26 protein-coding genes are annotated in these 25047 nt (G+C 67.0%); 16 read left to right on the top strand and 10 right to left on the bottom strand.

All coding sequences use genetic code 11. The annotated features are described in order from the left end of the window. Nucleotides 1-15 precede the first annotated feature (15 nt). The 3 genes from BLQ28_RS20345 to BLQ28_RS20335 all read right to left on the bottom strand — a co-directional run bounded on the left by BLQ28_RS20345 (nt 16) and on the right by BLQ28_RS20335 (nt 1916). The gene (locus tag BLQ28_RS20345) at nt 16-312 is read right to left on the bottom strand and encodes a c-type cytochrome (protein WP_256327396.1); all 297 of its coding nucleotides are present in this window, start codon (nt 310-312) and stop codon (nt 16-18) included. A gap of 174 nt (nt 313-486) precedes the next feature. Beyond that, nucleotides 487-960, bottom strand: a complete 474-nt coding sequence (locus tag BLQ28_RS20340) for a thioredoxin domain-containing protein (RefSeq protein ID WP_256327379.1) — start codon at nt 958-960, stop codon at nt 487-489. Beyond that, a complete protein-coding gene (locus BLQ28_RS20335; RefSeq protein ID WP_093243118.1) occupies nt 957-1916 on the bottom strand; it encodes an MBL fold metallo-hydrolase in 960 nt (319 codons plus the stop codon). The genes BLQ28_RS20340 and BLQ28_RS20335 overlap by 4 nt, the downstream gene beginning before the upstream one ends. Nucleotides 1917-2015: 99 nt before the next feature. Here BLQ28_RS20335 and BLQ28_RS20330 point away from each other — a divergent pair, with 99 nt between their 5' ends. Next, complete coding sequence (locus BLQ28_RS20330) at nt 2016-2429, top strand: DsrE family protein (protein WP_093243116.1); 414 nt, start codon at nt 2016-2018, stop codon at nt 2427-2429. A gap of 49 nt (nt 2430-2478) precedes the next feature. On the opposite strand, the gene BLQ28_RS20325 is transcribed toward BLQ28_RS20330, so the two are convergent. Beyond that, the gene (locus BLQ28_RS20325) at nt 2479-2805 is read right to left on the bottom strand and encodes an ArsR/SmtB family transcription factor (RefSeq protein ID WP_093243475.1); all 327 of its coding nucleotides are present in this window, start codon (nt 2803-2805) and stop codon (nt 2479-2481) included. A gap of 164 nt (nt 2806-2969) precedes the next feature. Between BLQ28_RS20325 and BLQ28_RS33330 the strand changes: the two genes are divergently transcribed. Genes BLQ28_RS33330 through BLQ28_RS20300 form a run of 6 tightly spaced genes read left to right on the top strand, consistent with a single transcriptional unit; the run spans nt 2970 to nt 10102 of the window. Further along, nucleotides 2970-3092 carry a hypothetical protein gene (locus tag BLQ28_RS33330; RefSeq protein WP_256327378.1) on the top strand — a complete coding sequence of 41 codons (123 nt, stop codon included), beginning with the start codon at nt 2970-2972 and terminating at the stop codon, nt 3090-3092. Further along, nucleotides 3089-4189, top strand: a complete 1101-nt coding sequence (locus tag BLQ28_RS20320) for an efflux RND transporter periplasmic adaptor subunit (RefSeq protein ID WP_093243114.1) — start codon at nt 3089-3091, stop codon at nt 4187-4189. The genes BLQ28_RS33330 and BLQ28_RS20320 overlap by 4 nt, the downstream gene beginning before the upstream one ends. Beyond that, entirely contained in the window at nt 4186-7296 is a 3111-nt protein-coding gene (locus tag BLQ28_RS20315; protein ID WP_093243112.1) for a MexW/MexI family multidrug efflux RND transporter permease subunit, read from the top strand. The genes BLQ28_RS20320 and BLQ28_RS20315 overlap by 4 nt, the downstream gene beginning before the upstream one ends. A gap of 18 nt (nt 7297-7314) precedes the next feature. After that, nucleotides 7315-8751 carry an efflux transporter outer membrane subunit gene (locus tag BLQ28_RS20310; protein WP_093243110.1) on the top strand — a complete coding sequence of 479 codons (1437 nt, stop codon included), beginning with the start codon at nt 7315-7317 and terminating at the stop codon, nt 8749-8751. A gap of 46 nt (nt 8752-8797) precedes the next feature. After that, complete coding sequence (locus tag BLQ28_RS20305; RefSeq protein WP_093243108.1) at nt 8798-9469, top strand: helix-turn-helix transcriptional regulator; 672 nt, start codon at nt 8798-8800, stop codon at nt 9467-9469. Nucleotides 9470-9520: 51 nt separating this feature from the next. Further along, nucleotides 9521-10102 (top strand): superoxide dismutase, encoded by a 582-nt coding sequence (locus tag BLQ28_RS20300; RefSeq protein WP_093243106.1) that lies wholly within the window; start codon nt 9521-9523, stop codon nt 10100-10102. 28 nt (nt 10103-10130) lie between these two features. Here BLQ28_RS20300 and BLQ28_RS20295 read toward each other — a convergent pair whose 3' ends face one another. Further along, nucleotides 10131-10508, bottom strand: coding sequence for a VOC family protein (locus BLQ28_RS20295; protein ID WP_093243104.1), 378 nt, complete (start codon nt 10506-10508; stop codon nt 10131-10133). Nucleotides 10509-10715: 207 nt separating this feature from the next. On the opposite strand from BLQ28_RS20295, the gene BLQ28_RS20290 reads away from it, so the two are divergent. Both BLQ28_RS20290 and BLQ28_RS20285 read left to right on the top strand, forming a co-directional pair. Further along, nucleotides 10716-11696: a Bug family tripartite tricarboxylate transporter substrate binding protein gene (locus BLQ28_RS20290; RefSeq protein WP_093243102.1), complete on the top strand. Its 981-nt coding sequence runs from the start codon at nt 10716-10718 to the stop codon at nt 11694-11696. A 60-nt stretch (nt 11697-11756) separates the two neighbouring features. Then, nucleotides 11757-12764 carry an MBL fold metallo-hydrolase gene (locus BLQ28_RS20285; protein ID WP_093243100.1) on the top strand — a complete coding sequence of 336 codons (1008 nt, stop codon included), beginning with the start codon at nt 11757-11759 and terminating at the stop codon, nt 12762-12764. 145 nt (nt 12765-12909) lie between these two features. Here BLQ28_RS20285 and BLQ28_RS20280 read toward each other — a convergent pair whose 3' ends face one another. From BLQ28_RS20280 to BLQ28_RS20265, 4 genes are all read right to left on the bottom strand, one after another. Then, complete coding sequence (locus tag BLQ28_RS20280) at nt 12910-13167, bottom strand: hypothetical protein (protein ID WP_093243098.1); 258 nt, start codon at nt 13165-13167, stop codon at nt 12910-12912. Between the two features lie 33 nt (nt 13168-13200). Continuing rightward, nucleotides 13201-13971, bottom strand: coding sequence for an SDR family NAD(P)-dependent oxidoreductase (locus tag BLQ28_RS20275; RefSeq protein ID WP_093243096.1), 771 nt, complete (start codon nt 13969-13971; stop codon nt 13201-13203). Between the two features lie 88 nt (nt 13972-14059). After that, on the bottom strand, nt 14060-14524 hold the full coding sequence (locus BLQ28_RS20270; protein WP_093243094.1) for a hypothetical protein: 465 nt from the start codon (nt 14522-14524) through the stop codon (nt 14060-14062). Next, nucleotides 14521-15294 (bottom strand): Crp/Fnr family transcriptional regulator, encoded by a 774-nt coding sequence (locus tag BLQ28_RS20265; RefSeq protein ID WP_093243092.1) that lies wholly within the window; start codon nt 15292-15294, stop codon nt 14521-14523. The genes BLQ28_RS20270 and BLQ28_RS20265 overlap by 4 nt, the downstream gene beginning before the upstream one ends. Nucleotides 15295-15378: 84 nt before the next feature. Here BLQ28_RS20265 and BLQ28_RS20260 point away from each other — a divergent pair, with 84 nt between their 5' ends. The 7 genes from BLQ28_RS20260 (at nt 15379) to BLQ28_RS20230 (ending at nt 24024) form a co-directional block, all read left to right on the top strand. Then, nucleotides 15379-17334 (top strand): AMP-dependent synthetase/ligase, encoded by a 1956-nt coding sequence (locus tag BLQ28_RS20260; protein ID WP_093243090.1) that lies wholly within the window; start codon nt 15379-15381, stop codon nt 17332-17334. Further along, nucleotides 17331-18116: an ABC transporter ATP-binding protein gene (locus BLQ28_RS20255; protein WP_093243088.1), complete on the top strand. Its 786-nt coding sequence runs from the start codon at nt 17331-17333 to the stop codon at nt 18114-18116. Before BLQ28_RS20260 ends, BLQ28_RS20255 begins: the two co-directional genes overlap by 4 nt. Before the next feature lie 153 nt (nt 18117-18269). Further along, entirely contained in the window at nt 18270-19199 is a 930-nt protein-coding gene (locus BLQ28_RS20250) for a branched-chain amino acid ABC transporter permease (RefSeq protein ID WP_093243085.1), read from the top strand. Between the two features lie 5 nt (nt 19200-19204). Next, the gene (locus BLQ28_RS20245) at nt 19205-20269 is read left to right on the top strand and encodes a branched-chain amino acid ABC transporter permease (RefSeq protein ID WP_093243083.1); all 1065 of its coding nucleotides are present in this window, start codon (nt 19205-19207) and stop codon (nt 20267-20269) included. A gap of 67 nt (nt 20270-20336) precedes the next feature. Further along, complete coding sequence (locus BLQ28_RS20240; protein ID WP_093243080.1) at nt 20337-21668, top strand: ABC transporter substrate-binding protein; 1332 nt, start codon at nt 20337-20339, stop codon at nt 21666-21668. An 89-nt stretch (nt 21669-21757) separates the two neighbouring features. Then, nucleotides 21758-22570: an ABC transporter ATP-binding protein gene (locus tag BLQ28_RS20235; RefSeq protein WP_093243473.1), complete on the top strand. Its 813-nt coding sequence runs from the start codon at nt 21758-21760 to the stop codon at nt 22568-22570. Between the two features lie 206 nt (nt 22571-22776). Continuing rightward, the gene (locus BLQ28_RS20230; RefSeq protein WP_093243078.1) at nt 22777-24024 is read left to right on the top strand and encodes a phenylacetate--CoA ligase family protein; all 1248 of its coding nucleotides are present in this window, start codon (nt 22777-22779) and stop codon (nt 24022-24024) included. Here BLQ28_RS20230 and BLQ28_RS20225 read toward each other — a convergent pair. After that, nucleotides 24015-25046 carry a hypothetical protein gene (locus BLQ28_RS20225; RefSeq protein WP_093243075.1) on the bottom strand — a complete coding sequence of 344 codons (1032 nt, stop codon included), beginning with the start codon at nt 25044-25046 and terminating at the stop codon, nt 24015-24017. The two genes, BLQ28_RS20230 and BLQ28_RS20225, sit on opposite strands and share 10 nt — an antisense overlap. Between the last annotated feature and the right edge of the window lies 1 nt (nt 25047).

Below are 25047 nucleotides of genomic sequence, written 5' to 3'. Positions count from 1 at the left end.
GCCGCCTTGCGTGGGTTACTTCGCGCCGCCCAACACCCAGGCGGCCAGCGCCTTGGCATCGGCCTCGCTCAATGCGGGCTGGCCGGGCATCGGCACCGCGCCCCACTTGCCGCTGCTGCCCTTCTGGATGCTGGCCGTGAGCACCGCCAGTGCATCGGCCTGGCCCGCGTACTTCTTCGACACATCGATGTAGGCCGGGCCCACGAGCTTCTTGTCGATCGCATGGCAGGCGAGGCAGGCGTTCTTCTGGGCGAGTTCCTTGCTGGCATGAACCTGGGGAGAGAGCAGCAATGCAGCGGCTGAGACTGCCACGGCGAGCGACGGCGACAACTTCAATTCGGTCTCCTCGAAACGCGTGCAGGAGCTGCCGGTTTCATCGTTAAATAAGCAAATCGTTATGTATTGATTTTAGGAGTGATCGCGCGCAAGGGAAGCCCTTCATGCTTGGGGGAAACCCGCTCGGTTTCGCCATGCATAACGCCGGCTTCATGAGCCTCGTGCTGCGGCGCGCGCCTGCTGCAAACGTGCGTCGAGGTACGCGCCATAGAAGTCCGATGCGCCCCCGACCAGACGCTCGGCGACCTCGCGGCCGTTGCGCCCGAAGAAGAGCACCGTCGGTGCAACGCCGACGTGCCACGACTTGATGAGTGCATCGTGCGTGCGCGGCGTGCCGTCGAAGTCGCGCACGATGCGCTGGTCGCGAAAGTCGATCTGCACCACCGGCAGGCCCGTTGCATGCTCGGGCACGAGATAGTTTTCGCGCACGACCTTGCAGAAGGGGCAGCCCTGCAGGCTCACCATGACGACCAGCGGCTGCGACTTCGCGAGCGCCATCGCAAGGGACTCGGCCAGTGAAGCCGGCGCGGGCAGTTCAACCTCGGCGGCACCAACCATCGGCGCAACGCACAGCACGGCGAGGCTCGCAACGAGCTGGCGGCGCGTGGTGTCGCCGTGGCTCATCGCGCCTCCTGCTCCATCAGCAGATAGGTGTTGTAGGCGTTCATGCGGTTGGCGACCTTGAACAGCGGCAGCGACTCGAAGCGCGACCAGTCGGTCGCTGCATAGGCTTCGTCGAACGGCGTCATGTCGGTCGCGGCCTTCTTCATCGCGGCGCGAAGAAAGACGAGGTAGTCGCGCGTCTGCTGCAGGTCTTTCTTCGGCTCATCGGACGCCGGCCCGTGGCCCGGCACGATGGTGCGGGCATCGAGCGCCAGCAGCGCATCGAGCGATGCAATCCAGTGGCGGCTGTCGGCCGTGCCCACGTACGGAATGCGGTTGCGGAACACGATGTCGCCCGCGAACAGCACCTTCTGCTGCGGCAGGTAGATGGCCAGGTCTTCGGGCGTATGGGCCGGGCCCGCCGGCTGGATGACGAAGCGCGTGCCACCGATGGTCATCTCGGTGGGGCCGTCGAGCCACACATCGGCAGGCACGAGCCGCGTCTTGTCGTCGATCCACGGCGCGATGTCCTTGCGCGAGGCTTCGAGCCGCAGGCGCGCCGTGTCGGAGTTGAGGTACGCCTTGCCTAGCGTGTGCGCGATCACCTGCGCGCCCAGCGCCTTGAACACCTGCAGGCCGTAGACGTGGTCCGCGTGGTAGTGCGTGAGGATCACGTGGCTGATCGGCTTGGGCGTGATCTTGCGGATCTGTGCCACCACGCGCTCGGCCACGGCGGGCGAGCCCAGCGCGTCGATCATCACCACGCTGTCGCGCGTGACGACGAAGCCGGCGTTGGAAATGAAGTTCTGGTTCTCCGTGGAGCCCAGCGCCGAGATGCCCTGCACGTAATAGACATCGGGCGCCACGTTCACCGGCTGGATGTCCGGCACTGCGAGCGCGTTCGCGGTGGCGAGCGAAGCGACCGCCAGCAGCAGCGCTTTCGCAGCCTGCCTGCATCGAAGAAAAACCGGGACCATCGTGTGTTGTCTCCTGCCGGGTCTGCGGGCTTGCCCGGCTGTACATATAAGCAGAAGATGATATTTTGCGAACAACGACAACATCCAGAGGGTTTCCCCATGAGACACGCATTCATCGCCTTCCTGCTCGCCTTGGTCGCTCCGTTCGCGGGCGCGCAGGAGGTCAAGGTGGTCTATCACGTCAACACCGGCATCGAGACCAGCGCGGCGGTGCTCGCCAACATCACCAACCACCTCAATGCCGACCCGAAGGTGAAGATCGTGGTCGTGACGCACGGCCCCGGCATCGACTTTCTTCTGACGGACGCCAAGGACAGCAAGGGCCGCGAGTTCAGCGGCCCGGTGAGTGCGCTGGCCGCGCGCGGCGTGGAGTTCAAGGTGTGCAACAACACGCTGACCACGCGCAACATCGACCCGGGCAAGCTGCTGATGGAAACCAAGGTCGTGCCCTCGGGCGTGGCCGAGGTCGCGCGGCTGCAGGCCAAGGAAGGCTACGTCTACCTGAAGCCCTGAGGCTGCGGTCGGCGCTTGAAGCAAAGCGCCTGGCGGCAAGCCCCGCCTACTACTCTTGCTCGATGGCGATCTGCACGCAGATGCTGCGGCACAGCGCCACCACGGTCTCGTTCGCGATGCTGTAGTAGATGCTCACGCCTTCGCGGCGCCGCGCCAGCACGCCCGCCTGGTAGAGCGTGTTCAGGTGCTGCGACATGTTGGGCTGCGTGGTGTCGATCTCGGCCAGCAGCTCGCTGACGTTCTTCTCGCCGTTGCACAGCTGGCTCACGATCTTCAGCCGCATCGGCGCGGCCATGGCCCGGAACAGGTCCGCGGCAATGTCGAAGACCTCGTCCTCGGTGATGGCCGTGGACTTCTTGCGGGGTTTGGTGGCCATGCTGAAAAGGTTCATGAGCAGGCCGCAATGTACATCGGGCCTGTGCCACGGGCGATGCACGGCCCGTGCGTGGTGTCTTTTTGCGGCCGCGTGTCACAAGCCGGCAGGCCCGGCCGTCTCCTGGTCAGCGGGATTCCCCCGTCCAACCACCAGGAGAACTCAGCATGCACAGCATTCAAGGGATAGCCCTCGCCTATCGCGGGCATTGCCACGTCTTTCTCGACAGCCTTTCGCGCCGATTTAATAATCAAAGCACATTCTTTGATAAAACGCCGGGGTGCGCATGAACAAACAATCAAGGGCCTGGCTCGGGGCCGGTCTCGCAGCAGTGGTCGTGGGAGTCGCGGGCTACGCGCTCACGGCAAAGTCCAAACCCGCCGACAGCCATGACGGCAGGCCGCCGTCCAAGGTCGCGGTGGCCATCGCCAAGCCCACGGAGATGGCGCGCTTTCTCAGCGGCATCGGCACGCTCGAAGCCAACCGGCAGGTCGAGGTGCCGGCCGAAGTGGAAGGCCGCGTCGCCAGGATCCTGTTCACGCCCGGCGGCCAGGTGCATGCCGGGCAATTGCTCGTGCAGCTCAACGACGCGCCCGAGCAAGGCGACATCGAGCGCCTGACCGCGCAGCGCGCGAACGCCAAGGCCTTGCTCGACCGCACGCGCCGGTTGGTGCCGCAGCAGGCGGCCACGCAGGAGCAGCTCGAACAGGCGCAGGCCGCCTTCGACCAGGCCAGCGGCGACCTGCGGCGGGTGCAGGCACTGGTCGAGCAGAAGCGCATCAAGGCGCCGTTCGACGGCGTGCTCGGCATCCGCAAGGTCAACCTCGGCCAGTTCGTGCGGGCCGGCGACGCGCTGGTGTCGCTCACCGATGCCCGCACGCTGTTCGCGAACCTCACGCTGCCCGAAACCGCGCTGCCGGTGCTCAAGCGCCAGCAAGCGGTGACGTTGATGGTCGATGCCTATCCGGGCCGCGTGTTCCAGGCCAAGCTGAGCACCATCGAGCCGCAGATCGGCAGCGACACGCGCACCGTGCGGCTGCAGGCCACGGTCGACAACGCCGATGGCGCGCTCACGCCCGGCATGTTCGTCAACGGCCGCGTCGCGCTGCCGGCACGCACCGACGCGATCACCGTGCCCGAGACCGCCATCACCTACAGCACGCACGGCGACTCGGTCTTCGTGGTGCGCCCCGGCGACAAGGGCGGCTTCACGGCGCAGCAGGTGTTCGTGAAGGCCGGCGACCGGCAGGACGGGCTGGTCGTCATCGAGCAAGGCCTGAAGGCCGGCGAGAAGGTCGTCACCTCCGGCCAGTTGCGCCTGTACAGCGGTGCCGCCGTGGCACCGAGCGAGAAAGACACGCTCGCCCTGCAGGAGCCCCGGCCATGACGTTCACCGACCTCTTCGTGCGCCGGCCCGTGCTGGCGCTGGTGGTCAGCACGCTGATCCTGCTGCTCGGCGCCCGCGCGCTGGGCGACCTGCCGGTGCGGCAATACCCGCTGACCGAGAGCACCACGCTCACCATCACCACGCAGTACCCCGGCGCCTCGCCGGAGCTGATGCAGGGCTTCGTCACGCAGCCGATCGCGCAGGCGGTGGCGACCATCGAGAACGTCGATTACCTCTCGTCGTCTTCCACGCTGGGCCGCAGCGTCATCAGCGTGCGCATGAAGCTCAACGCCGACGCCAACCAGGCGCTCACGCAGGCGATGGCGCAAGTGAGCCAGGTCAAGTACCGGCTGCCGGCCGAGGCCTTCGACCCGGTGATCCTCAAGTCGTCGGGCGAGGCCACCGCCGTGGCCTACGTCGGCTTCTCGAGCAAGACGATGCCGGTGCCGGCGCTCACCGATTACCTCTCGCGCGTGGTGCAGCCGCAGTTCGCGTCCATTCCCGGCGTGTCGGGCGTGGAAGTGTCGGGCGGCCAGACGCTGGCGATGCGCGTGTGGCTCGACCCCAACCGCATGGCCGCGCGCGGCATCTCGGCCGGCGAGCTGGCCGACGCGCTGCGACAGAACAACGTGCAGGCCGCGCCTGGGCAGGTGAAGGGCCTGTACGTGGTGTCGAACATCCGCGTGAACACCGACCTGGTGAGCGTGGCGGAGTTCCGCGACATGGTCGTCAAGCGCAACGGTGACGCCATCGTGCGCCTGGGCGACGTGGCCACCGTCGAGCTGGGTGCGGCCAGCGCCGACAGCAGCGCGACGATGGACGGCGACAAGGCCATCTACCTGGGCCTGCAGGCGGCGCCCAACGGCAATCCGCTGGTGATCGTGAAGCGCATCCGCGACCTGCTGCCCGGCATCAAGCAGAACCTGCCACCGGGCGTGGACGTGCAGTTGCCCTTCGAGCTGGCGCGCTTCATCGAGGCCTCGATCGACGAAGTGCAGAAGACGCTGCTCGAAGCCATTGCCATCGTGGTGGTGGTGATCTTCCTGTGCCTGGGCTCGATGCGCGCGGTGCTGATTCCGGTGGTGACGATTCCGCTGTCGATGCTCGGTGCGGCGGCCCTGATGCTGCTGTTCGGCTTCAGCATCAACCTGCTGACCTTGCTGGCGATGGTGCTGGCGATCGGGCTGGTGGTGGACGATGCCATCGTGGTGGTGGAGAACGTGCACCGCCACATCGAGGAAGGCAAGTCGCGCGTGCAGGCCGCATTGATCGGCGCGCGCGAAGTGGCCGGCCCGGTGATCGCGATGACGCTCACGCTGGCCGCGGTGTATGCACCCATCGGCCTCATGGGCGGCCTCACGGGATCGCTCTTCAAGGAGTTCGCCTTCACGCTCGCGGGCGCGGTGGTGGTGTCGGGCGTGATCGCGCTCACGCTGTCGCCGGTGATGGCTTCCTTCCTGTTGCCGCAGGATGCGAGCGCGGGGCGCATGGCCCGCTATGCCGAAGCCTTCTTCCACAAGCTCGCCACGGCCTATGGCCGCCTGCTCGACGTGTCGCTGCACCACCGCTGGGTGACGGGCCTGCTCGCGGCAGCGGTGCTGGTGAGCCTGCCCTTCCTGTACAACGCGGCGCAGCGCGAGCTGGCACCCGGTGAAGACCAGGCAATGGTGCTGACCGTCATCAAGTCGCCGCAGCACGCCAACATCGACTACGTCGAGAAGTTCGGCAAGAAGTGGGACGAGGTGCTCGCCACGTTGCCCGAGAACACCGGCCGCTGGCTCATCAACGGCTCGGACGGTGTGTCGAACAGCATCGGCGGCGTGCAGCTGTCGGACTGGAAAGACCGCAAGCGCAGCGCCGACCAGATCCAGGGCGAGGTGCAGGGCGGCATGAACGAGGTCGAGGGCAGCAGCGTCTTCGCGTTCCAGTTGCCCTCGCTGCCGGGCTCGACCGGCGGGCTGCCGGTGCAGATGGTGATCCGCAGCGCGGGCGACCACCGCACCGTGTTCGAGGCCATGGAGGCGCTGAAGAAGGCAGCGCGCGAGAGCGGCAAGTTCGCCGTGGTCGACAGCGACCTGGAGTTCAACAACCCGGTGACCGAAGTGCGCGTGGACCGCGCCAAGGCCAACAGCATGGGCGTGACCATGAAGGCCATCGGCGACACGCTGGCGGTGCTGGTGGGCGAGAACTACGTCAACCGCTTCGGCATGGACGGCCGCTCGTACGACGTGATTCCGCAATCGCCGCGCGGCCTGCGCCTGTCGGCCGAGGCGCTCTCGCGCTACTTCGTGAAGAGCGCGAGCGGCGAAGCCGTGCCGCTGGGCAACCTGGTGTCGCTGTCGACCAGCGTCGGGCCGAACAAGCTCACGCAGTTCAACCAGCTCAATGCCTCGACCTTCCAGGCCATTCCGATGCCGGGCGTGACCATGGGCGATGCGGTGGCCTTCCTGAGCGGCGAGGCGAAGAAGCTGCCGGCCGGCTTCAGCTTCGACTGGCAGTCGGATGCGCGGCAGTTCACGCAGGAGGGCTCGGCACTGGTGATGGCCTTCGTGTTCGCGATCGTGGTGATCTACCTGGTGCTGGCCGCGCAGTACGAAAGCCTGCGCGACCCGTTGATCATTCTGATCAGCGTGCCGATGTCGATCTGCGGCGCGCTGGTGCCGCTGGCCATGGGCTTCGCCACCATCAACATCTACACGCAGATCGGGCTGGTGACGCTGATCGGGCTCATCAGCAAGCACGGCATCTTGATGGTGGAGTTCGCCAACGAGATCCAGGAGCGCGACAACCTGGCACGCCGCCCCGCCATCGAGCAGGCCGCGCGCATCCGGCTGCGCCCGATCCTGATGACCACCGCCGCGATGGTGGTGGGCCTGGTGCCGCTGCTGTTCGCCAGCGGCGCGGGTGCGGCCAGCCGCTTCAGCATCGGCCTGGTGATCGTGGTCGGCATGCTGGTGGGCACGCTGTTCACGCTGTTCGTGCTGCCCACCATGTACACGCTGCTGGCACGCGACCACCGCACGGTGGGCCGCTCGCAGCGCGCCACCGAACTCGATGCGCTCGCGGCGCGCGAACCGGCCAGCGAGCCGGCCGGCGACCCCGCCTGACACCGAAGGAGCACGACCATGAACACAAGACTCTTTTCGTACACCGCGCCCTTCGCGTTGAGCCTGCTGGTGCTGGCCGGTTGCGCCGTCGGGCCGACCTACACGGCACCGGCGGATGCGCCGGTGGCCATCTCCGCGCCCGAGCAGTCGCTGTTCGCCAACGACGCGGTGCAGCGCGACTGGTGGCACCAGCTCGACGATGCGCAGCTCGATGCGCTGATCGAGCGCGCGCTCGGCAACAACCACGACATCCGCATCGCGCAGGCCCGCTTGCTGGAAGCCCGTGCCACGCAGACCGAAGCCGAGCTTGACCGCCTGCCCGTCGTGACGGCGAGCGCGAGCAAGACGCGCAGCATCGCGCAGGGCAACAACGGTGCCCAACCCGATGTGCGGTCGCTCGCGCAGAGCAGCCGCGCGGGCTTCGATGCCTCGTGGGAGATCGACCTGTTCGGCCGCCTGCAGCGGCTCGACGAAGCGGCCACGGCGCGCGCCCAGGCCTCGGCGGCCGACCTTGAACAGGTGCGCATCGTGGCCGTGGCCGAGCTGGCCCGCAACTACTACGAGATGCGCGGCGCCGAGCAGCGCATCGCCGTGACGCGCCGCACGCTCGACAGCCTGCGCCAGAGCCTGCGCGTGACCGAGGCGCAGGTGCAGACCGGCCGTGGCCTCGAAGGCGACCTGGCGAGCGCGCAGGCCAACCTTGCGACCACCGAAAGCCAGCTGCCCGCGCTCGAGACCACGCGCCGCCAATCGGCCTACCGCGTGGCCGTGCTGGCGGGCCTGCGCCCGGCCGAGCTGGAACCCATGCTGCGGCCGCAGCCGCTGCGCGTGCTCGACAAGCGCCTGCCCATCGGCGACCTGGGCGACCTGCTGCGGCGCCGGCCCGACGTGCTGCGCGCCGAGCGCGGCCTTGCGGCCAGCACCGCCGACGTGGGCGCCACCACGGCCGAGCTGTATCCGCGGTTCGACATCGGCGGCTTCCTGGGCTTCATCGCGCTGCGGGGTTCCGACCTCGGCAGCTCGTCGAGCCGCGCCTTCAGCGTGACGCCCGGCGTGAGCTGGCCCGCGCTGCGGCTGGGCTCGGTCAAGGCCCGCGTGCGCGGTGCCGAGGCCCGCGCCGAAGGCGACCGCGCGCTCTACGAGCAGACCGTGCTGCGCGCCATCGAGGACGTGGAAGGCGCGCTCACCGGCTACGGTCAGAACCAGTTGCGCCTGCAGCGGCTGGTGGAAGCCGCGGCCCGCAGCGGCCGCGCCGCCGAACTGGCCGAAGTGCGCTACCGCGAAGGCGCCGCGCCCTACCTGAGCGTGCTCGACGCGCAGCGCACCCTGCTGCGCGCGCAAGATGCGGTGGCCGAGGCCGAGACCGCCTCGTACACCAGCCTCGTGGCGCTCTACAAGGCGCTGGGCGGCGGGTGGCAAGCACCTTCGGATGTAAGGGGAGGTCCAACCACCTGACAATGACGCCGATCAGCCCCGACTTTCTCCACGATTGAACCCGCCCATGTCCGCCCCAGATGCCAAGCCCACCTGGATGCCGCACCAGCCGGCAGACCGCATCCTCTCCACGCTCAAGACCCGTGGCGCGCTCGGTATTCCCGACATCGCCAAGGTGCTGAACGTCACGGTGGAAGCGGTGCGCCAGCAGATGGCCAAGCTGGAGGCCGACAAGCTGGTGGACGCCGAGAGCCGCCCCAGCGGGCGCGGCCGGCCCACGCAGATCTGGCGGCTCACCGGCGAAGGCCACAAGCGCTTTCCCGACACGCATGCCGAGATGACGGTGCAGATGATCAGCGCCGTCATCAGCGTGTTCGGCCAGAAGGGCATGGACCAGCTCATCGGTGCGCGCGAGAACACCATGCGCGCCAACTACACGGAGGCCATGCGCGGTGCGCGCAGCCTCAAGACGCGGCTGGAGCGCCTTGCCGAGATCCGCAGCCGCGAGGGCTACATGGCCGAGTTCCGGCCCGAGGGCGACGGCTTTCTCTTCATCGAGAACCATTGCCCCATCTGCACCGCGGCGCAGGCCTGCACGGGTTTTTGCCGCAGTGAACTGCAACTCTTCGACGAAGTGCTGGGGCCCGACGTGAGCGTCAGCCGCGTCGAACACGTGCTGGCGGGCGCGCGGCGCTGCGCCTACCAGGTCGTTCCGAAAACAGGCACGCCGCAGGCCTGAATCGATTTATCTGTTGATCTGTTTCTCTCCAACCAACCACAAGGACCCACCATGGAACACAAGCTCCCTCCCCTGCCCTACGCCCTCGACGCGCTGGCACCCGAGTACTCGCAAGAGACGCTGGAGTACCACTACGGCAAGCACCACAACGCCTACGTCGTGAACCTGAACAACCTGCAAAAGGGCACCGAGTTCGAAGCCCTGACGCTGGAAGAGATCATCAAGAAGTCCAGCGGCGGCATCTACAACAACGCCGCGCAAATCTGGAACCACACCTTCTTCTGGAACTGCATGAAGCCCCAAGGCGGCGGCGCTCCCACCGGTGCGCTGGCCAAGGCCATCGATGCCAAGTGGGGCACTTTCGACGCCTTCAAGGAAGCCTTCGTGAAGTCGGCCGTGGGCAACTTCGGCTCGGGCTGGACCTGGCTGGTGAAGAAGCCCGACGGTTCGGTGGACATCGTGAACACCGGCGCCGCCGGCACGCCGCTGACCACCGCCGACACCGCGCTGCTGACCGTCGACGTCTGGGAGCACGCCTACTACATCGACTACCGCAACCTGCGCCCGAAGTTCGTCGAGACCTTCCTGGCCAAGCTGGTCAACTGGGACTTCGTCGCCAGGAACTTCGGCTGATCGACGACAGCCGCAGGGCGGCAACGCCTCAAGCGTTGATGAGGTTGAGGATGTTGCCGTCCGGGTCCTTGAACCACGCGACCTTCATGTCGCCCATGACATGCAGGTCGCCTTCGAGCGTGGTGTCGGGCAGGGTGTAGTGCTCGAAGCGCACGCCTTTGGCCTTCAGCGCATCGACGATGCGCCCGATGTCGGCGCCGACCGACCAGGTCACGGCCGTGGCCTGGTTGGTGCCGGCGAATGCCGAGCGGTACACGTTCACGACGGTGCTGCCGCAGCGATAGACGATCACCTCCTCGCCGTGCGCGCCGACCTGCGCCAGGCCCAGCGCGTCTTCGTAGAAGCGGCGGGCCGCGGCGAGGTCTTTCACCGCGAGGGTGGCCACCGCATTGATGTTTCCGAGCATGGGCGTCTCCTGTGAAATCAATGACACGCCATGTTCGGCGCAAGCAGGCGTCTGTCAAGCCACGAAGGGAAACAGCCACCGCGAGCCGATACGAGCCCCATCGCGAATGAAGAAATCCGCGCTGCGCGGCTTCCGGCACACTGCACCGCTGGTGCAGTGAAGGCAATGGCTGCAACCCCGAATCGCCCCGACAAAGAGACAACACCCATGATCCGCAGACACTTCGGCCAGTTGGCCATCGCGCTGGCGCTCCCGCTGGCTTTCTTCTCGACCGCCGCGCAAGCGCAGTCCTACCCCGCCAAGCCGATCCGCATGGTCGTGCCCTTCCCGCCCGGCGGCGGCACCGACATCCTGGCGCGCCTGGTCGCCCAGAAGCTCACCGAGGCGAACCACTGGACCGTGGTGCCCGACAACCGCAGCGGTGCCGGCGGCACCATCGGCATCGCCGAGGCCGCGCGCGCCGCGCCCACAGGCTACGACATCGTGATGGGCCAGAAAGACAACATGGTCGTCGCGCCGTGGCTCTACAAGAACCTGAGCTACAACCCGGTGAAAGACCTGACGGCCGTGGCCCACGTGGCCTACACGCCGGTGGTGATCGTCACGCAGGCCAACTCCAGGTTCAAGACGCTCGACGACGTGGTGAAGGCCGCGCGCGCCGCGCCCGACACCGTCACCTACGGCTCGCCCGGCAACGGCACCACCATCCACCTGGCCGGCGAGATCTTCAATGGCGCCGCCAAGATCAAGATGCGCCACGTACCCTACAAGGGCTCCAACGCGGCCATGATGGACGTGCTCGCGGGCAACGTCGACCTGATGGTGTCGTCGGTGCCGTCGGCCATGGCGCAGATCAAGTCGGGCAAGCTGCGCCCGCTGGCCGTGACATCGATCAAGCGCAGCACCTCGCTGCCCGACACGCCCACCGTGGCCGAACTGGGCTACAAGGGCTTCGACGTGAGCACCTGGTACGGCATCTTCGTGCCGACCGGCACGCCGAAGGACGTGGTCGCCACGCTCAACGCCCAGATCAACAAGCTGCTGGCCACGCCCGAAATGAAGGCGGCCATCATCGCGCAGGGCGCGGAGCCCGAGAGCATGACGCCGGAGCAGTTCGGTGCGCTGCTGAAGACCGACTACGAGAAGTGGAAGGGCATCGTGCAAGCCTCGGGCGCGACCATCGAATAAGCCGGCGCACCGCAGAATGGTGTCTCCAGGACAAGCCGCGACGACGGCATGGAGACACCGATGGTTCCTTCGCTTTCACTGAAGACAGCCGCCCTGGCGGCGGTTGTCGCTCTCGTCCAGGGTTGCGCGCAGACGCCCGCGCAGAAGCCCTCCGACGCCACCGTGGCCGCCCACGTCGCGGCGGCCACGCAGGCCGCGGGCACCGACCTCGGCCCCCTGCTCTCGCTGTGCAAGCCCGCCCCCGCCACGCGGCCGCCGCAGGAGGAACTCGACAAGGGCCTTCCCCTGCTCATCAACAAGCCGGCGCCGCCGGCCACCCGGGCCTTCGACAACCTGTACTTCGTGGGCGCCGACTGGGTGAGCGCCTGGGCCATCAAGACGTCGGACGGCATCATCCTCATCGATGCGCTCAACAACCAGGTGGAAGCGGCCGCGCTGATCGAGGGCGGCATGCGCAAGCTGGGTCTCGATCCGTCGCAGATCAAGTACGTGATCGTCACGCACGGCCACGGCGACCACTACGGCGGCGCGCCCTACCTGGCACAAAAATACCGCGCGCGCGTGGTCATGAGCGATGCCGACTGGACGATGACCGAGACCCGGCTGGAGTTCGCCACGCCGGTCTGGGGCGCGCCGCCCAAGCGCGACATCTCGGTGAAGGACGGCGACCGCGTCACCCTGGGCGACACCACCGTCACGCTGTACCTGACGCCAGGCCACACCATGGGCACGCTCTCGCCGGTGTTCGACGTGAGCGAGAACGGCAGGAAGCACCGCGCCATGCTCTGGGGCGGCACGGGCTTCAACTTCGGCAAGGACGTGCCGCGGCTGGACAGCTACATCGCGTCCACGCGGCGCATGGACGCGGTGGCCAAGGCGCAAGGCATCGACGTGCTGCTGTCGAACCACTCGAACGTCGACAGCTCGCAGGCCAAGATGGCGGCGCTGCGGCAGCAGCCGGCGGGTGCGGCGAACCCGTTCGTGATGGGCACGCCGACGGTGGAGCGGGCGCTGAGCGTGATGGGGGAATGTGCGCAGGCGCAGCGCGACAGGTTTGCGATGCAGTGAGCGATGCTGCCTTGCTCCTTCCCCCTCTGGGGGAAGGTCGGGATGGGGGCAAGCGGCGCTGGTTGCGCCGACAGCATTTGATACGCCGCCTGCCCCCACCCCTGCCCTCCCCCAGCGGGGGAGGGAGAAATACCGAAGGACGGGCTCAGTCCGGCACAAACTTCGCGTTGAAGATCGCCACGTCCGCCGCATCCTCGAACGTCGCCACCTGCCCCATCTTCCCGTCGCTCATCCGGCACGCCGAGAACAGGCTGTAGCGCCCCTTGAAATAGAACTCGTCCATCACGATCAACGCGTACGGGTACGGCACGAAGACCTGGTGCGCGAAGACGATGCGGTGCACGTTCCTCGGCGACGGAAAGAGCTTGTATTCGAGGGTGTCGATCGACTTGGCAGTGGCCATGGTGTGCTCGCTTGTTTCTTTCTTCGTCCGCGCTCAGGCCGGATCGCGCACGTCGGCCACGGGGTTGCTGCCGAAGTCTTCGCGCGCCAGGTACTTCAGCACCTTGGCCGCCGCGGAGGTGGGGCTGTCGAGGCGCCCCTCTTCCTTCATGCTCACGAAGCGCGTGCGGTCCGGAAACTTCTCGGCCGACGCGCCGCGCAGTTGCACCTGCATGTCGGTGTCGATGATGCCGGGCGCGAGCGACACGATGCGCGCGCCGTTCGGTGCGCCTGCTTCTTCGAGCGCCACGGCCTGCGAGAAACGGTCCATGCCTGCCTTGGCCGCGCAGTAAGGCGCCTGGCTGCCCATGGCGTTGCGGCCCAGGCCCGACGAGATGTTCAGCACCTTGCGCGCGCCGCGCCATCCGCGGGTCGCGCCCAGGAAGGCGGCGGTCAACAGCATCGGCGCTTCGAGGCCGATGCGCAGGGCCAGCGACAGCTCGGCTTCGACGGCGCTCGACAGCGGCGCGGGGTTGCCCACGGTGCCGGCGTTGTTGATGAGGGTCACGCTGTCGAAGCGCTGCGCGTCGATGGCCTTGAGCCATGCCGACACACGGGCCGATGCGGCCACGGGGTCGGACAGGTCCTGCTCCCATTGCGTGAGTTCGGCGCCGGCGGCCTTGGCGATTTCTGCCAGCTGCGGGTCTTGCTTGCGCGAAATGCCGAGCACCGTGTGGCCGGCCTGCAGCAGCTGTTCGGCCATGGCACGGCCCAGGCCGCGCGAGGCGCCGGTGATCAGGGTGAGGTGGGAAGAAGCAGCGGTCATCGGGAAACTCTTTCTTGAACGAAGGCGGTAAGGGTAAATGGAATGAGGCGACCGGGCACGTCGGCATGCGCGCCGACCGGTGCCAGGTTCACTTGAACTGCTTGCGCAGGAAGTTGCGGTGCCGCGCGATGTGCTGCAGCTGCGCCGGCGCGACGCTGCCGCCAAGATCGACTTCGTCCGCGCCATTGAGCACCGCGTTGGCATTGGCCATGGCGCGCGCGACGACCTCTTGCTCGCTCACGCCGAGCTGCGCCGCGAGGTCGAGCGCCACGCGCCGCATGGCGCGCTGCGACAGCATCCACATCGCACCGAAGCGGTCCCACGCGAGCGCCGCCTCTTCGGCCTTCTCGCGGTCGACCAGGATCTCATGGAGCGGCTTGGCCAGGATGGCGTCGAGCGCATCGATCTTCTCGGTCAGCGCCTCGTTGCGCGCGATGGCTTCCTCGAGCGTCGGGCCGGTGTCGTCGGCCTTCGGCTTCGGCGCCTCGGGCGGCGGGATGAAGCCCGCTTCCGCATTCGCGGGCACGATCTGTAGCTGGTCGGTGAGGCTCATGATTTTTCGGTTTCCGGTGCGGGGTTCTTCTTGCTCGACATCGCGCTCACGCGCAGGCCCGGCAGGTCGAGCACGCGCAGGCCACCGTACTCCACCCGGATCAACCCCTGCGCCGACAGGCCGTTCAGCGCCTCGTTCACACGCTGGCGCGACAGGCCGACCAGGTACGCCAGCTCCTGCTGCGTGATGCGCAAGACCTCGCCCACGCCCGGATACAGCACCGGGTTGAACAGCGACACCAGGTTGCGCGCCACGCGCGCGTCGGGGTTGTTGAGCCGGTCGATCTCCAGCGCGGCGATGAACTGGCCGAGCCGCTCGTTGAGCTGGTTCATCACGAAGCGGTTGAAGCCGATGGAATGGTCGAGCAGCCAGTGGAAGCTCTCGGTCGGCAGGCCCGCGATCAGGCTGCGCCGCAGCGCCTGGATGTTGTAGCGGTAGGGCTCGCGCTTCATCACCGTGCCTTCGCCGAACCAGCCGCCGGGCGGCACGCCGGTGTAGGTGACGGAGCCGCCGTCGGCGCTGTCGTTGCTCATCTTGAGCAGGCCTTCGACCACGCCAAACCAGTAGGTGGGCGAGCGGCCGACGCGGCAGACCAGGTCGCCGGGCTCGGCCTCGCCGACCACCAGCGTGGCCTCGGCGCGGCGCCGCTCGGCGGGCGTGAGCGTGGGCAGCCAGGGAATGCCGCCGAGCTCCGCGTCGCTGGGAGGGCGCACGCGGTCCTTGATGGAACCGCCAAGCACGTTGCGGGGATTGAGATTGCCGTGAGGCATCGGGAAACTCCGGGGAGTAGTGTCCCTAGGATTGTCGTTGGAACGACAACCGGGCGTCAAAGTGAGACCTACGATCCGCCCACTGTGCAAACAACCGCCCCCACCTTCCCCCGTCTGCTGCTCGCGCATGCCGAGGCCCGTCCCGAGGCACCCGCCGTGCGCGAGAAAGACCTTGGCATCTGGCAAACCTGGACCTGGAACGCCGTGGCGCAAGAGGTGCGCGAAATGGCCTGCGGTCTGGCGAGCCTGGGTTTCAAGCCTTTCGACAACCTCGCCATCGTGGGTGCCAACCGGCCGCACCTGTACATGGCGGTGATCGCGGCGCAGAGCCTGCGCGGCGTGCCGGTGCCGCTCTACCAGGACGCGGTGGCCAGCGAGATGGTCTTCATGCTGCAGGATGCGGGCATCGAGTTCGTGATCGTCGAAGACCAGGAGCAGGTCGACAAGCTGCTCGAATGCCGCGAGCTCCAGAAGGACAAGCAGCCAGGCATTCGCCACATCATCTACGACGACCCCAAGGGCCTGCGCCACTACGACCAGCCGGGGCTGATGAGCTACGAGCAGCTGCGCGAGCTGGGCCGGGCCTTCGACAAGGCCAACGTCGGCTACTACGACCGCGCGGTGGCGAGCGGCGAGGCCACCGACGTCGGCGTGATCCTCTACACCTCGGGCACCACCGGCCGCCCCAAGGGCGTGTGCCAGACGCATGCGAGCTTCATCGCGGCGGGCCGCGGTGGCGTGGAAACCGACAAGCTCGGCCCCGGCGACAACATCATGAGCTACCTGCCGATGGCGTGGGTGGGCGACCATTTGTTCTCGGTGGCGCAATGGCTGGTGGGCGGCTTCACGCTCAACTGCCCCGAGTCGAGCGAGACGGTGATGAACGACATGCGCGAGATCGGGCCGAGCTACTACTTCGGCCCGCCGCGCACCTTCGAAGGCCTGCTCACGGCCGTGTCGATCCGCATGGAAGACGCGGCCGCGCCCAAGCGCTGGCTGTATGCGAAGTTCATGGCGCTGGCGCAGCGCGTAGGTGCCGACATCCTCAACGGCGCGCCGGTGGGCACCGGCGACCGGCTGATGTACGCGCTGGGCAACCTGCTGATCTACGGGCCGCTGCGCAACGTGCTGGGCATGAGCCGCATCCGCGTGGCCTACACGGCCGGCGCGGCCATCGGGCCCGACCTGTTCCGCTTCTACCGCTCCATCGGCGTGAACCTCAAGCAGTTCTACGGCCAGACCGAGACCTGCGCGTACGTGTGCCTGCAGCAGGACGGCAAGGTCAAGCTGCAGACGGTCGGCACCGCCGCGCCGGGCATCGAGCTGAAGATCGCCGACGACGGCGAGGTGCTGGTGCGCGGCGTGTCGGTGCTCAAGGAGTACTACAAGCGCCCCGACGCCACGGCCGAGGTGCTCGATGCCAACGGCTACTTCCACACCGGCGACGCGGGCGTGCTCGACAGCGAAGGACACCTGCGCATCATCGACCGCGCCAAGGACGTGGGCCGGCTCGTGAGCGGCGCGATCTTTGCGCCCAACTACATCGAGAACAAGCTCAAGTTCTTTCCGCAGATCAAGGAAGCAGTGTGCTTCGGCAACGGGCGCGACGAGGTGTGCGCGGCCGTCAACATCGACTTCGAGGCGGTGGGCAACTGGGCCGAGCGACGCGGCCTGGCCTACGGCGGCTATGTCGACCTGGCCGGCAAGCCCGATGTGCTCGCGCTGGTGGCCGAGTGCATCGCCAAGGTCAACGCCGACCTTGCGGGCGAAGACGGCATGGGCGAGACGCAGATCGCGCGCTTCCTGGTGCTGCACAAGGAGCTGGACCCCGACGACGACGAGCTGACCCGCACGCGCAAGGTGCGGCGCGGCTTCATCGCCGAGAAATACGCGGTGCTGGTCAATGCCCTGTATGGCGGCAAGACCGAGCAGTACATCGAGACCCAGGTCAAGTTCGAGGACGGACGCACGGGCGTGGTGAGTGCCACGCTGAAGATCGTCGAAGCCAAGACCTTCCCCATCGTGAAGGCAGCGGCATGAGCGCGCGTAAAACCGGCGACGTCATCCTCGACGTGCAGAACATCTCCTTGAGCTTCGGCGGCGTGAAGGCGCTGACGGACATCAGCTTCAACGTGCGCGAGCACGAGGTTCGCGCCATCATCGGACCGAACGGCGCGGGCAAGAGCTCGATGCTGAACTGCATCAACGGCGTGTACTGGCCGCAGCAGGGCTCCATCACCTTCCGCGGCCAGACCTTCAAGCACATGAACTCGCGCCAGGTGGCCGAGATGGGCGTGGCACGCACCTTCCAGAACCTGGCGCTGTTCAAGGGCATGAGCGTGCTCGACAACATCATGACCGGGCGCAACCTCAAGATGAAGAGCGGGCTGCTGGCGCAGGCCTTCCGGTGGGGCCCTGCCGAACGCGAGGAGCTGCAGCACCGCGAGTTCGTCGAGCACATCATCGACTTTCTCGAGATCCAGGCGCACCGCAAGACGCCCGTGGGCCGCCTGCCCTACGGCCTGCAAAAGCGCGTGGACCTCGGCCGCGCGCTCGCGATGGAGCCGCAGGTGCTGCTGCTCGATGAGCCCATGGCCGGCATGAACGTGGAAGAGAAGCAGGACATGAGCCGCTTCATCCTCGACGTGAACGACGAGTTCGGCGCGACCATCGTCTTGATCGAGCACGACATGGGCGTGGTGATGGACATCTCGGACCGCGTGGTGGTGCTGGACTACGGCAAAAAAATCGGGGATGGGACGCCGGATGAAGTGCGGAACAACGAAGACGTGATCCGGGCGTATCTGGGTGTGGAGCACTGACGCCATGCCCCACCTCGCCCTGAAGCATTGCTCCTTCCCCCTCTGGGGGAAGGCTGGGATGGGGGCATGCAGAGCGCCCGATGGATGCGCCGCCTGCCCCCACCCCAACCCTCCCCCAGCGGGGGAGGGAGAAAAACAAGAAAGACATTGACCATGGGCTTTTTCCTCGAAACCCTCTTCGGCGGCCTCATGGTCGGCATGCTCTATTCGCTGATCGCCATCGGCTTCGTGCTGATCTACAAGGCCTCGGGCGTCTTCAACTTCGCGCAGGGCGCGATGGTGCTTTTCGCGGCGCTCGCCATGGCGCGCTTTGCCGAGTGGTTCCCGCTGTGGTTCGGCTTCCAGAGCCAGATCCTCGCCAACATCCTGGCCTTCGTCGCGGCCATGGCCGTGATGATCGTCGTCGCCTGGCTGATCGAGCGGCTCGCACTCAGCAAGCTGGTGAACCAGGAAGGCATCACGCTGCTGATGGCCACGCTGGGCATTGCCTACTTTCTCGACGGCCTGGGCCAGACGCTGTTCGGCAACGACATCTACAAGATCGACGTGGGCATGCCCAAGGAGCCGCTGATGGTGCTGCAGGGCACCTTCGACGGCGGCCTGCTGCTGAGCCAGGAAGACCTGGTTGCCGCACTGGTGGCGGCCGCGCTGGTGGTGGTGCTCGCGATCTTCTTCCAGAAGACCGCCACGGGCCGTGCCCTGCGCGCGGTGGCCGACGACCACCAGGCCGCGCAGTCGATCGGCATTCCGCTGTCGCGCATCTGGGTGATCGTGTGGTCGGTGGCCGGCTTCTCGGCGCTGGTGGCCGGGATCATCTGGGGGTCGAAGCTGGGCGTGCAGTTCTCGCTCTCGCTGGTGGCACTGAAGGCGCTGCCGGTGGTGATCCTCGGCGGGCTCACCTCGATACCGGGCGCGATCATCGGCGGCCTGTTGATCGGCGTGGGCGAGAAGCTGTCCGAAATCTATCTCGGCCCCATGCTCGGTGGCGGCATCGAGATCTGGTTTGCCTATGTTCTTGCACTGGTCTTCCTGCTCGTGCGGCCCCAAGGGCTGTTCGGCGAAAAGATCATCGATCGGGTCTGAACGCGATGTTCTACAGAGAAAACGGCCAGTTCAAGTCGAGCTACAGGGCCGACCAACAGATCCTGCCCATCGCGCAGGACCGCATCGCGATGCTGGTGCTGCTGCTCGTGGCCTTCATCGTCGTGCCGCTGGGTGTGTCCGACTACTGGATGCGCGCCATCCTCACGCCCTTCCTGATCCTGTCGCTCGCAGCCTTGGGCCTGAACATCCTCGTCGGCTACTGCGGCCAGATCTCACTGGGCACCGGCGCCTTCATGGCGGTGGGTGCGTATGCGGCCTACAACTTCCAGGTGCGCATCGACGGCATGCCGCTGATTGCGTCGCTGCTGCTGGGCGGGCTTTGCGCGACGGTGATCGGCGTGCTGTTCGGCATTCCGAGCCTGCGCATCAAGGGCCTGTACCTTGCTGTGGCAACGCTCGCGGCGCAGTTCTTCACCGACTGGGCGTTCTTGCGCATCCAGTGGTTCACCAACAACTCGTCGTCGGGTTCGGTGAGCGTGGCGGGGCTGAACGTGTTCGGCGTGCCGATCGAGTCGCCGGTGCAGAAGTACCTGTTCTGCCTGGTCTTCGTGGTGGTGTTCGCGCTGCTCGCCAAGAACCTCGTGCGCAGCGCCATCGGCCGCGAGTGGATGGCCATGCGCGACATGGACGTGGCGGCCGCGGTGATTGGCATTCGCCCGGTGTACGCCAAGCTCACGGCCTTCGCGGTGAGCAGCTTCATCGTCGGCGTGGCCGGCGCGCTGTGGGGCTTCATTCACCTGGGTGCGTGGGAGCCGGCAGCCTTCAGCATCGACCGCTCGTTCCAGTTGCTGTTCATGGTGATCATCGGCGGGCTCGGCTCGATCATGGGCAGCTTCTTCGGCGCCGCCTTCATCGTGCTGCTGCCGCTCTTTCTGAACCAGCTGCCGGCGTGGCTGGGCTTTTCGATTTCGACCGCGCTGGCCTCGCACCTGGAGACCATGATCTTCGGCGCGCTGATCGTGTTCTTCCTGATCGTCGAGCCGCACGGCCTTGCGCGGCTGTGGTCCACGGCCAAGGAGAAGCTGCGCCTTTGGCCCTTCCCTCACTGACAAGGCATCTCGAGAGTTCCCGTTCGTCAAAACCCCGGCACCGAGGTGCCCACATAAGGAGACAGGCATGAAACTGAAATCGCTCGCTCTGACCGCCGCCCTGGTGGCCAGCACCCTCGGCGCCATGCTCGCGCCATCGCTCGCACAGGCGCAGGCCAAGGAGCAGTTCTTCCCGCTGCTGGTGTACCGCACCGGCCCCTACGCGCCCAACGGCACGCCCTGGGCCAACGGCAAGCAGGACTACCTGAAGCTGGTCAACGCGCAAGGCGGCATCAACGGCGTGAAGATCACTTTTGAAGAATGCGAGACCGGCTACGCCACCGACAAGGGCGTCGAATGCTACGAGCGCCTGAAGGGCCGCCCCGGCGTTGCGCTGTTCGACCCGCAAGCCACCGGCATCACCTTCGCGCTGACCGACAAGGTCAACGCCGACAAGATCCCGCTGGTCACGCTGGGCTATGGCCTGGCGGCCTCGCAGGATGGCGGCGTGTTCAAGTGGAACTTCCCGCTGATGGGCTCCTACTGGACCGCGGCCGACATCCTGATCCAGCACCTGGGCAAGAAGGAAGGCGGCATGGACAAGCTCAAGGGCAAGAAGATCGCCCTCGTGTACCACGACTCGCCGTTCGGCAAGGAGCCGATCCCGCTGCTGCAGGAGCGCGCGAAGATGCACGGCTTCGACCTGTCGCTGATTCCGGTGACGGCGCCGGGCGTCGAGCAGAAGTCGGCCTGGCTGCAGGTGCGCCAGCAGCGTCCCGATTTCGTGCTGCTGTGGGGTTGGGGCGTGATGAACTCCACCGCGCTCAAGGAAGCCGTGGCCACCGGCTACCCGCGCGAGAAGATGTACGGCGTGTGGTGGGCCGGCGCGGAGCCCGACGTGAAGGACGTGGGCGCCAATGCCAAGGGCTACAACGCGCTCGCGCTGAACGGTTCCGGCCCCGACAACAAGGTGATCCAGGACATCATCAAGCAGGTGCACGACAAGGGCCAGGGCACCGGTCCGAAGGAAGAAGTGGGCTCGGTGCTGTACACGCGCGGCACGATCATCTCGATGCTCGGCGTCGAGGCAGTGCGGCGCGCGCAGGAGCGCTTCGGCAAGGGCAAGGTCATGACCGGCGAGCAGGTGCGCTGGGGCCTTGAGAACCTGGCGCTCGACCAGAAGAAGCTCGACGCGCTCGGCTTCGCCGGCGTGATGCGCCCGGTGAGCACCTCGTGCCAGGACCACATCGGCTCGACCTGGGCCCGCATGGAAACCTGGGACGGCGCCAAGTGGAACATCGCGCCCGAGTGGTACCAGGCCGACGACCAGATCATCAAGCCGATGGCCAAGGCCGCAGCCGACAAGTACGCGACCGAGAAAAAGCTGACGCGCCGCGACGCGGCGGATTGCCAGTCTTGATGCACTGACCGAGTTCCGTGGCGGCTCGCAAGAGCCGCCATTCGACAGCGCGACGCCTTGCCGCGTTGTCGAATGCTTCGGACCACACCATGAGCGAACCCAACATCCTCCTCAACGTCAACGGCATCGAGGTCATCTACAACCATGTGATCCTCGTGCTCAAGGGCGTGTCGCTCACCGTGCCCGAAGGCGGCATCGTGGCGCTGCTCGGCGGCAACGGCGCGGGCAAGACGACCACGCTGCGCGCCGTGAGCAACCTGCTCGCGGGCGAACGCGGCGCCGTGACCAAGGGCACCATCGAGCTGCGCGGCGAACGTATCGAGGCACTGTCGCCGGCCGAGCTGGTCAAGCGAGGGCTGATCCAGGTGATGGAAGGCCGCCATTGCTTTGCCCACCTGACGATCGAAGAGAACCTGATGACCGGCGCGTACACGCGCACCGACGGCAAGGCCGCCGTGCAGCAGACGCTGGACAAGGTCTACGCCTACTTCCCGCGCCTGAAGACGCGGCGCGCCTCGCAGGCCGCCTACACCTCGGGCGGCGAACAGCAGATGTGCGCCATCGGCCGCGCGCTGATGGCCAACCCGACGATGGTGCTGCTCGACGAACCCTCGATGGGCCTCGCGCCGCAGATCGTCGAAGAGGTGTTCGAGATCGTGAAAGACCTCAACACCAAGGAACGCGTGACCTTCCTGCTGGCCGAGCAGAACACCAACATGGCGCTGCGCTACGCCGACTACGGCTACATCCTGGAGAACGGGCGCATCGTGATGGACGGCGAGGCGAAGAGCCTGCGCGAGAACGAAGACGTGAAGGAGTTCTACCTCGGCGTCGGCGGCGCGGACCGCAAGAGCTTTCGCGATGTGAAGAGCTACAAGCGGCGCAAGAGGTGGCTGGCTTGAAGGTGCACTCGGGGTGCAGGTTCATCGGCGAACACGACGACAGCGCTTTTTGTGCCCAGGGCATCGGGTGCTCCCCACAGCGAAATGAAGGAGGAGGCCGCAGGCCCGGGGGACATTCGCAAAGGGGAGTACCCGGTGTCCTGTGCACGCCCCCGGACCACACACCAGCATGGTGAAAACCGATTTGAAAGACGAAGGGTGCGGACATGACCGACCACTACGACAAGCTTGAGATCCGCGACCCCGCCGAGCGCGAGCGCGACCTGCTGGCTGCGCTGCCGAAGCAGATCGCGCAGGCACAGACCGCGACCTCCGCGTTCAACAAGATCCTCGACGGCGTGAAGCCGACGGACATCACGACGCGCGAAGCACTCGCGAAACTTCCCGTCACGCGCAAATCGGAATTGCTCGACCTGCAGAAGGCACGCCGCGCCGACGACCCGTTCGGCGGCTTCGCATCGATCGCACGTGGCCCGCGCATGCCCCGCGTGTTCGCGAGCCCCGGCACCATCTACGAACCCGAAGGCGAGGCGCGCGACTACTGGCGCACCGCGCGGGCCCTGCACGCGGCGGGCTTTCGCAGCGGCGAGCTGATCCACAACAGCTTCAGCTACCACATGACGCCGGCTGGCTCGATCATGGAAAGCGGTGCACGCGCCATGGGCTGCACCGTGTTCGCGGGTGGCACTGGCCAGACCGAACAGCAGCTCGAAGCCATGGTCGACCTCAAGCCCGAAGGCTATGCGGGTACGCCGAGCTTCCTGAAGATCCTGCTGGAGAAGGCCGAAGAGAAAGGGCAGAAGCTGCCCTCGCTCACCAAGGCCCTCGTGTCGGGCGAGGCCTTTCCGCCGAGCCTGCACGACTGGATCGCCGCGCATGGCGTGAAGGGCACGCAGTGCTATGCCACCGCCGACCTGGGCCTCATCGCCTACGAGACCAGCGCGCGCGAAGGCCTGGTGATCGATGAAGGCGTGCTGGTCGAGATCGTGCGCCCCGGCACCGGCGACCCGGTGCCCGATGGCGAGGTGGGCGAGATCGTCGTCACCAGCTTCAACCCCGACTACCCGCTGGTGCGCTTCGGCACCGGCGACCTTTCCGCGGTGCTAGCGGGCACCTGCCCCACCGGCCGCACCAACAAGCGCATCAAGGGCTGGCTCGGCCGCGCCGACCAGACCACCAAGGTGCGCGGCATGTTCGTGCACCCGTCGCAGGTCGCGGAGGTCGCGCGGCGCTTCCCGGAGATCCAGCGCGCGCGCCTCGTGGTGTCGGGCGAGATGGGCGACGACCAGATGACTTTCAAACTCGAATGCGCGGGCGCACCGGCCGGGCTCGACGCGCGCATTGCCGACGCGGTGCGCGAAGTGACCAAGCTGCGCGGCACCATCGAGCTGGTGGCGCCGGGCAGCCTGCCCAACGACGGCAAGGTGATTGAGGACGCGCGCAGCTACAAGTAGCGGCGATACAGCCAGCGCGTGGCGAAGCGCATCAGCAGCACCGTCAGCGCCATGTACAGCAGTACCAGCGCCAGGATGAAACCGACGAGGCCACCGCCGCCGTAGAAGCTGAACGACGCCGTCGCCGCCATGAACAGCCAGACGATCGCGATGACGATGCAGCCCACCTGCACCAGCAGAAAGGCCAGCACCGCGGCCGCCACGGCCCGGAAGGGGCGCACGATCGACAGGCCGGGCTTGGTGCCGAGCCAGCCGCCCCAGAAGGCGAGTGCGAAGGTCACGAGGGCCGGCAACACCCAGGCCAGCAGCAGCGTCGGCGCATCCACGTCGCTGCCCGGCGGGGCCCAGCGCGCCACGGCAATGCCGCCCCACAGCTGAAGCCCCGCGAGCATGGCCGCCGCGACCATCGCGACGGCCCGGCGCGGCGATGAAGGCGATGCACCGGGCACCTCGGCCGGCAGCGTCTCTTCTTGCGCCGGCACCGACGCGCCGCGACGCGTCATCAGCGCGATGCGCGCCGCCAGCCACAGGCCGAGCACGGTCACCGCCAGCTGGATGAGCGACTGCAGCACCATGGCCACGCTCATCGAGATGCGCAGCGGCGAATCGCCGAAGACCTCCGCGAACCGGCCGCCCGGCATGAAGAGCACCTGCACCTCGTAGAACAGCGGCGTCAGCGCGTAGTAGTTCAGCACCAGCACCAGCACCCACACGCCGCCGAAGCGCAGCCTTGCGTCGTCCGCCAGTGCCACGCGGGCCACGCCCTGCCGTTCGAGCGCGTTGCGCGCGTGGCTCCACGAGAGCGTCGCCACCAGCACCCACGACACGGCCGTGCCCGCGAGCAGCATGATCCACACGCCCGGAATGGCATACGCCTGGCGCATCTGCCCGGCCTGCGGCGTGGAGGGCAGCAGCAGCGCGGCCATGTTGATCACGAACAGGAGCGCGTCGAGGCCCACCGCGAGGAGCGCGAAGTCGCGGGGCAGGCGCAGCGCGCGGGAGTGAGAGGGGTTCGCCGTCATG

It is taken from the genome of Variovorax sp. EL159 (genome assembly GCF_900100965.1).
Lineage (GTDB): Bacteria > Pseudomonadota > Gammaproteobacteria > Burkholderiales > Burkholderiaceae_C > Variovorax.
The sequence above is the reverse complement of the archived record's forward strand: the minus strand, read 5'-3'. Positions and strand labels throughout refer to the sequence as shown.

Coding starts and splice junctions, on each gene's coding strand:
- BLQ28_RS20255 (WP_093243088.1), top strand. CDS start 17,331: ATGAGCGCGCGTAAAACCGGCGACGTCATCCTCGACGTGCAGAACATC.
- BLQ28_RS20325 (WP_093243475.1), bottom strand. CDS start 2,805: ATGGCCACCAAACCCCGCAAGAAGTCCACGGCCATCACCGAGGACGAG.
- BLQ28_RS20315 (WP_093243112.1), top strand. CDS start 4,186: ATGACGTTCACCGACCTCTTCGTGCGCCGGCCCGTGCTGGCGCTGGTG.
- BLQ28_RS20280 (WP_093243098.1), bottom strand. CDS start 13,167: ATGGCCACTGCCAAGTCGATCGACACCCTCGAATACAAGCTCTTTCCG.
- BLQ28_RS20285 (WP_093243100.1), top strand. CDS start 11,757: ATGGTTCCTTCGCTTTCACTGAAGACAGCCGCCCTGGCGGCGGTTGTC.
- BLQ28_RS20250 (WP_093243085.1), top strand. CDS start 18,270: ATGGGCTTTTTCCTCGAAACCCTCTTCGGCGGCCTCATGGTCGGCATG.
- BLQ28_RS20335 (WP_093243118.1), bottom strand. CDS start 1,916: ATGGTCCCGGTTTTTCTTCGATGCAGGCAGGCTGCGAAAGCGCTGCTG.
- BLQ28_RS20235 (WP_093243473.1), top strand. CDS start 21,758: ATGAGCGAACCCAACATCCTCCTCAACGTCAACGGCATCGAGGTCATC.
- BLQ28_RS20265 (WP_093243092.1), bottom strand. CDS start 15,294: ATGCCTCACGGCAATCTCAATCCCCGCAACGTGCTTGGCGGTTCCATC.
- BLQ28_RS20340 (WP_256327379.1), bottom strand. CDS start 960: ATGAGCCACGGCGACACCACGCGCCGCCAGCTCGTTGCGAGCCTCGCC.
- BLQ28_RS20270 (WP_093243094.1), bottom strand. CDS start 14,524: ATGAGCCTCACCGACCAGCTACAGATCGTGCCCGCGAATGCGGAAGCG.
- BLQ28_RS20240 (WP_093243080.1), top strand. CDS start 20,337: ATGAAACTGAAATCGCTCGCTCTGACCGCCGCCCTGGTGGCCAGCACC.
- BLQ28_RS33330 (WP_256327378.1), top strand. CDS start 2,970: ATGCACAGCATTCAAGGGATAGCCCTCGCCTATCGCGGGCATTGCCAC.
- BLQ28_RS20245 (WP_093243083.1), top strand. CDS start 19,205: ATGTTCTACAGAGAAAACGGCCAGTTCAAGTCGAGCTACAGGGCCGAC.
- BLQ28_RS20330 (WP_093243116.1), top strand. CDS start 2,016: ATGAGACACGCATTCATCGCCTTCCTGCTCGCCTTGGTCGCTCCGTTC.
- BLQ28_RS20230 (WP_093243078.1), top strand. CDS start 22,777: ATGACCGACCACTACGACAAGCTTGAGATCCGCGACCCCGCCGAGCGC.
- BLQ28_RS20310 (WP_093243110.1), top strand. CDS start 7,315: ATGAACACAAGACTCTTTTCGTACACCGCGCCCTTCGCGTTGAGCCTG.
- BLQ28_RS20320 (WP_093243114.1), top strand. CDS start 3,089: ATGAACAAACAATCAAGGGCCTGGCTCGGGGCCGGTCTCGCAGCAGTG.
- BLQ28_RS20225 (WP_093243075.1), bottom strand. CDS start 25,046: ATGACGGCGAACCCCTCTCACTCCCGCGCGCTGCGCCTGCCCCGCGAC.
- BLQ28_RS20275 (WP_093243096.1), bottom strand. CDS start 13,971: ATGACCGCTGCTTCTTCCCACCTCACCCTGATCACCGGCGCCTCGCGC.
- BLQ28_RS20300 (WP_093243106.1), top strand. CDS start 9,521: ATGGAACACAAGCTCCCTCCCCTGCCCTACGCCCTCGACGCGCTGGCA.
- BLQ28_RS20290 (WP_093243102.1), top strand. CDS start 10,716: ATGATCCGCAGACACTTCGGCCAGTTGGCCATCGCGCTGGCGCTCCCG.
- BLQ28_RS20295 (WP_093243104.1), bottom strand. CDS start 10,508: ATGCTCGGAAACATCAATGCGGTGGCCACCCTCGCGGTGAAAGACCTC.
- BLQ28_RS20305 (WP_093243108.1), top strand. CDS start 8,798: ATGTCCGCCCCAGATGCCAAGCCCACCTGGATGCCGCACCAGCCGGCA.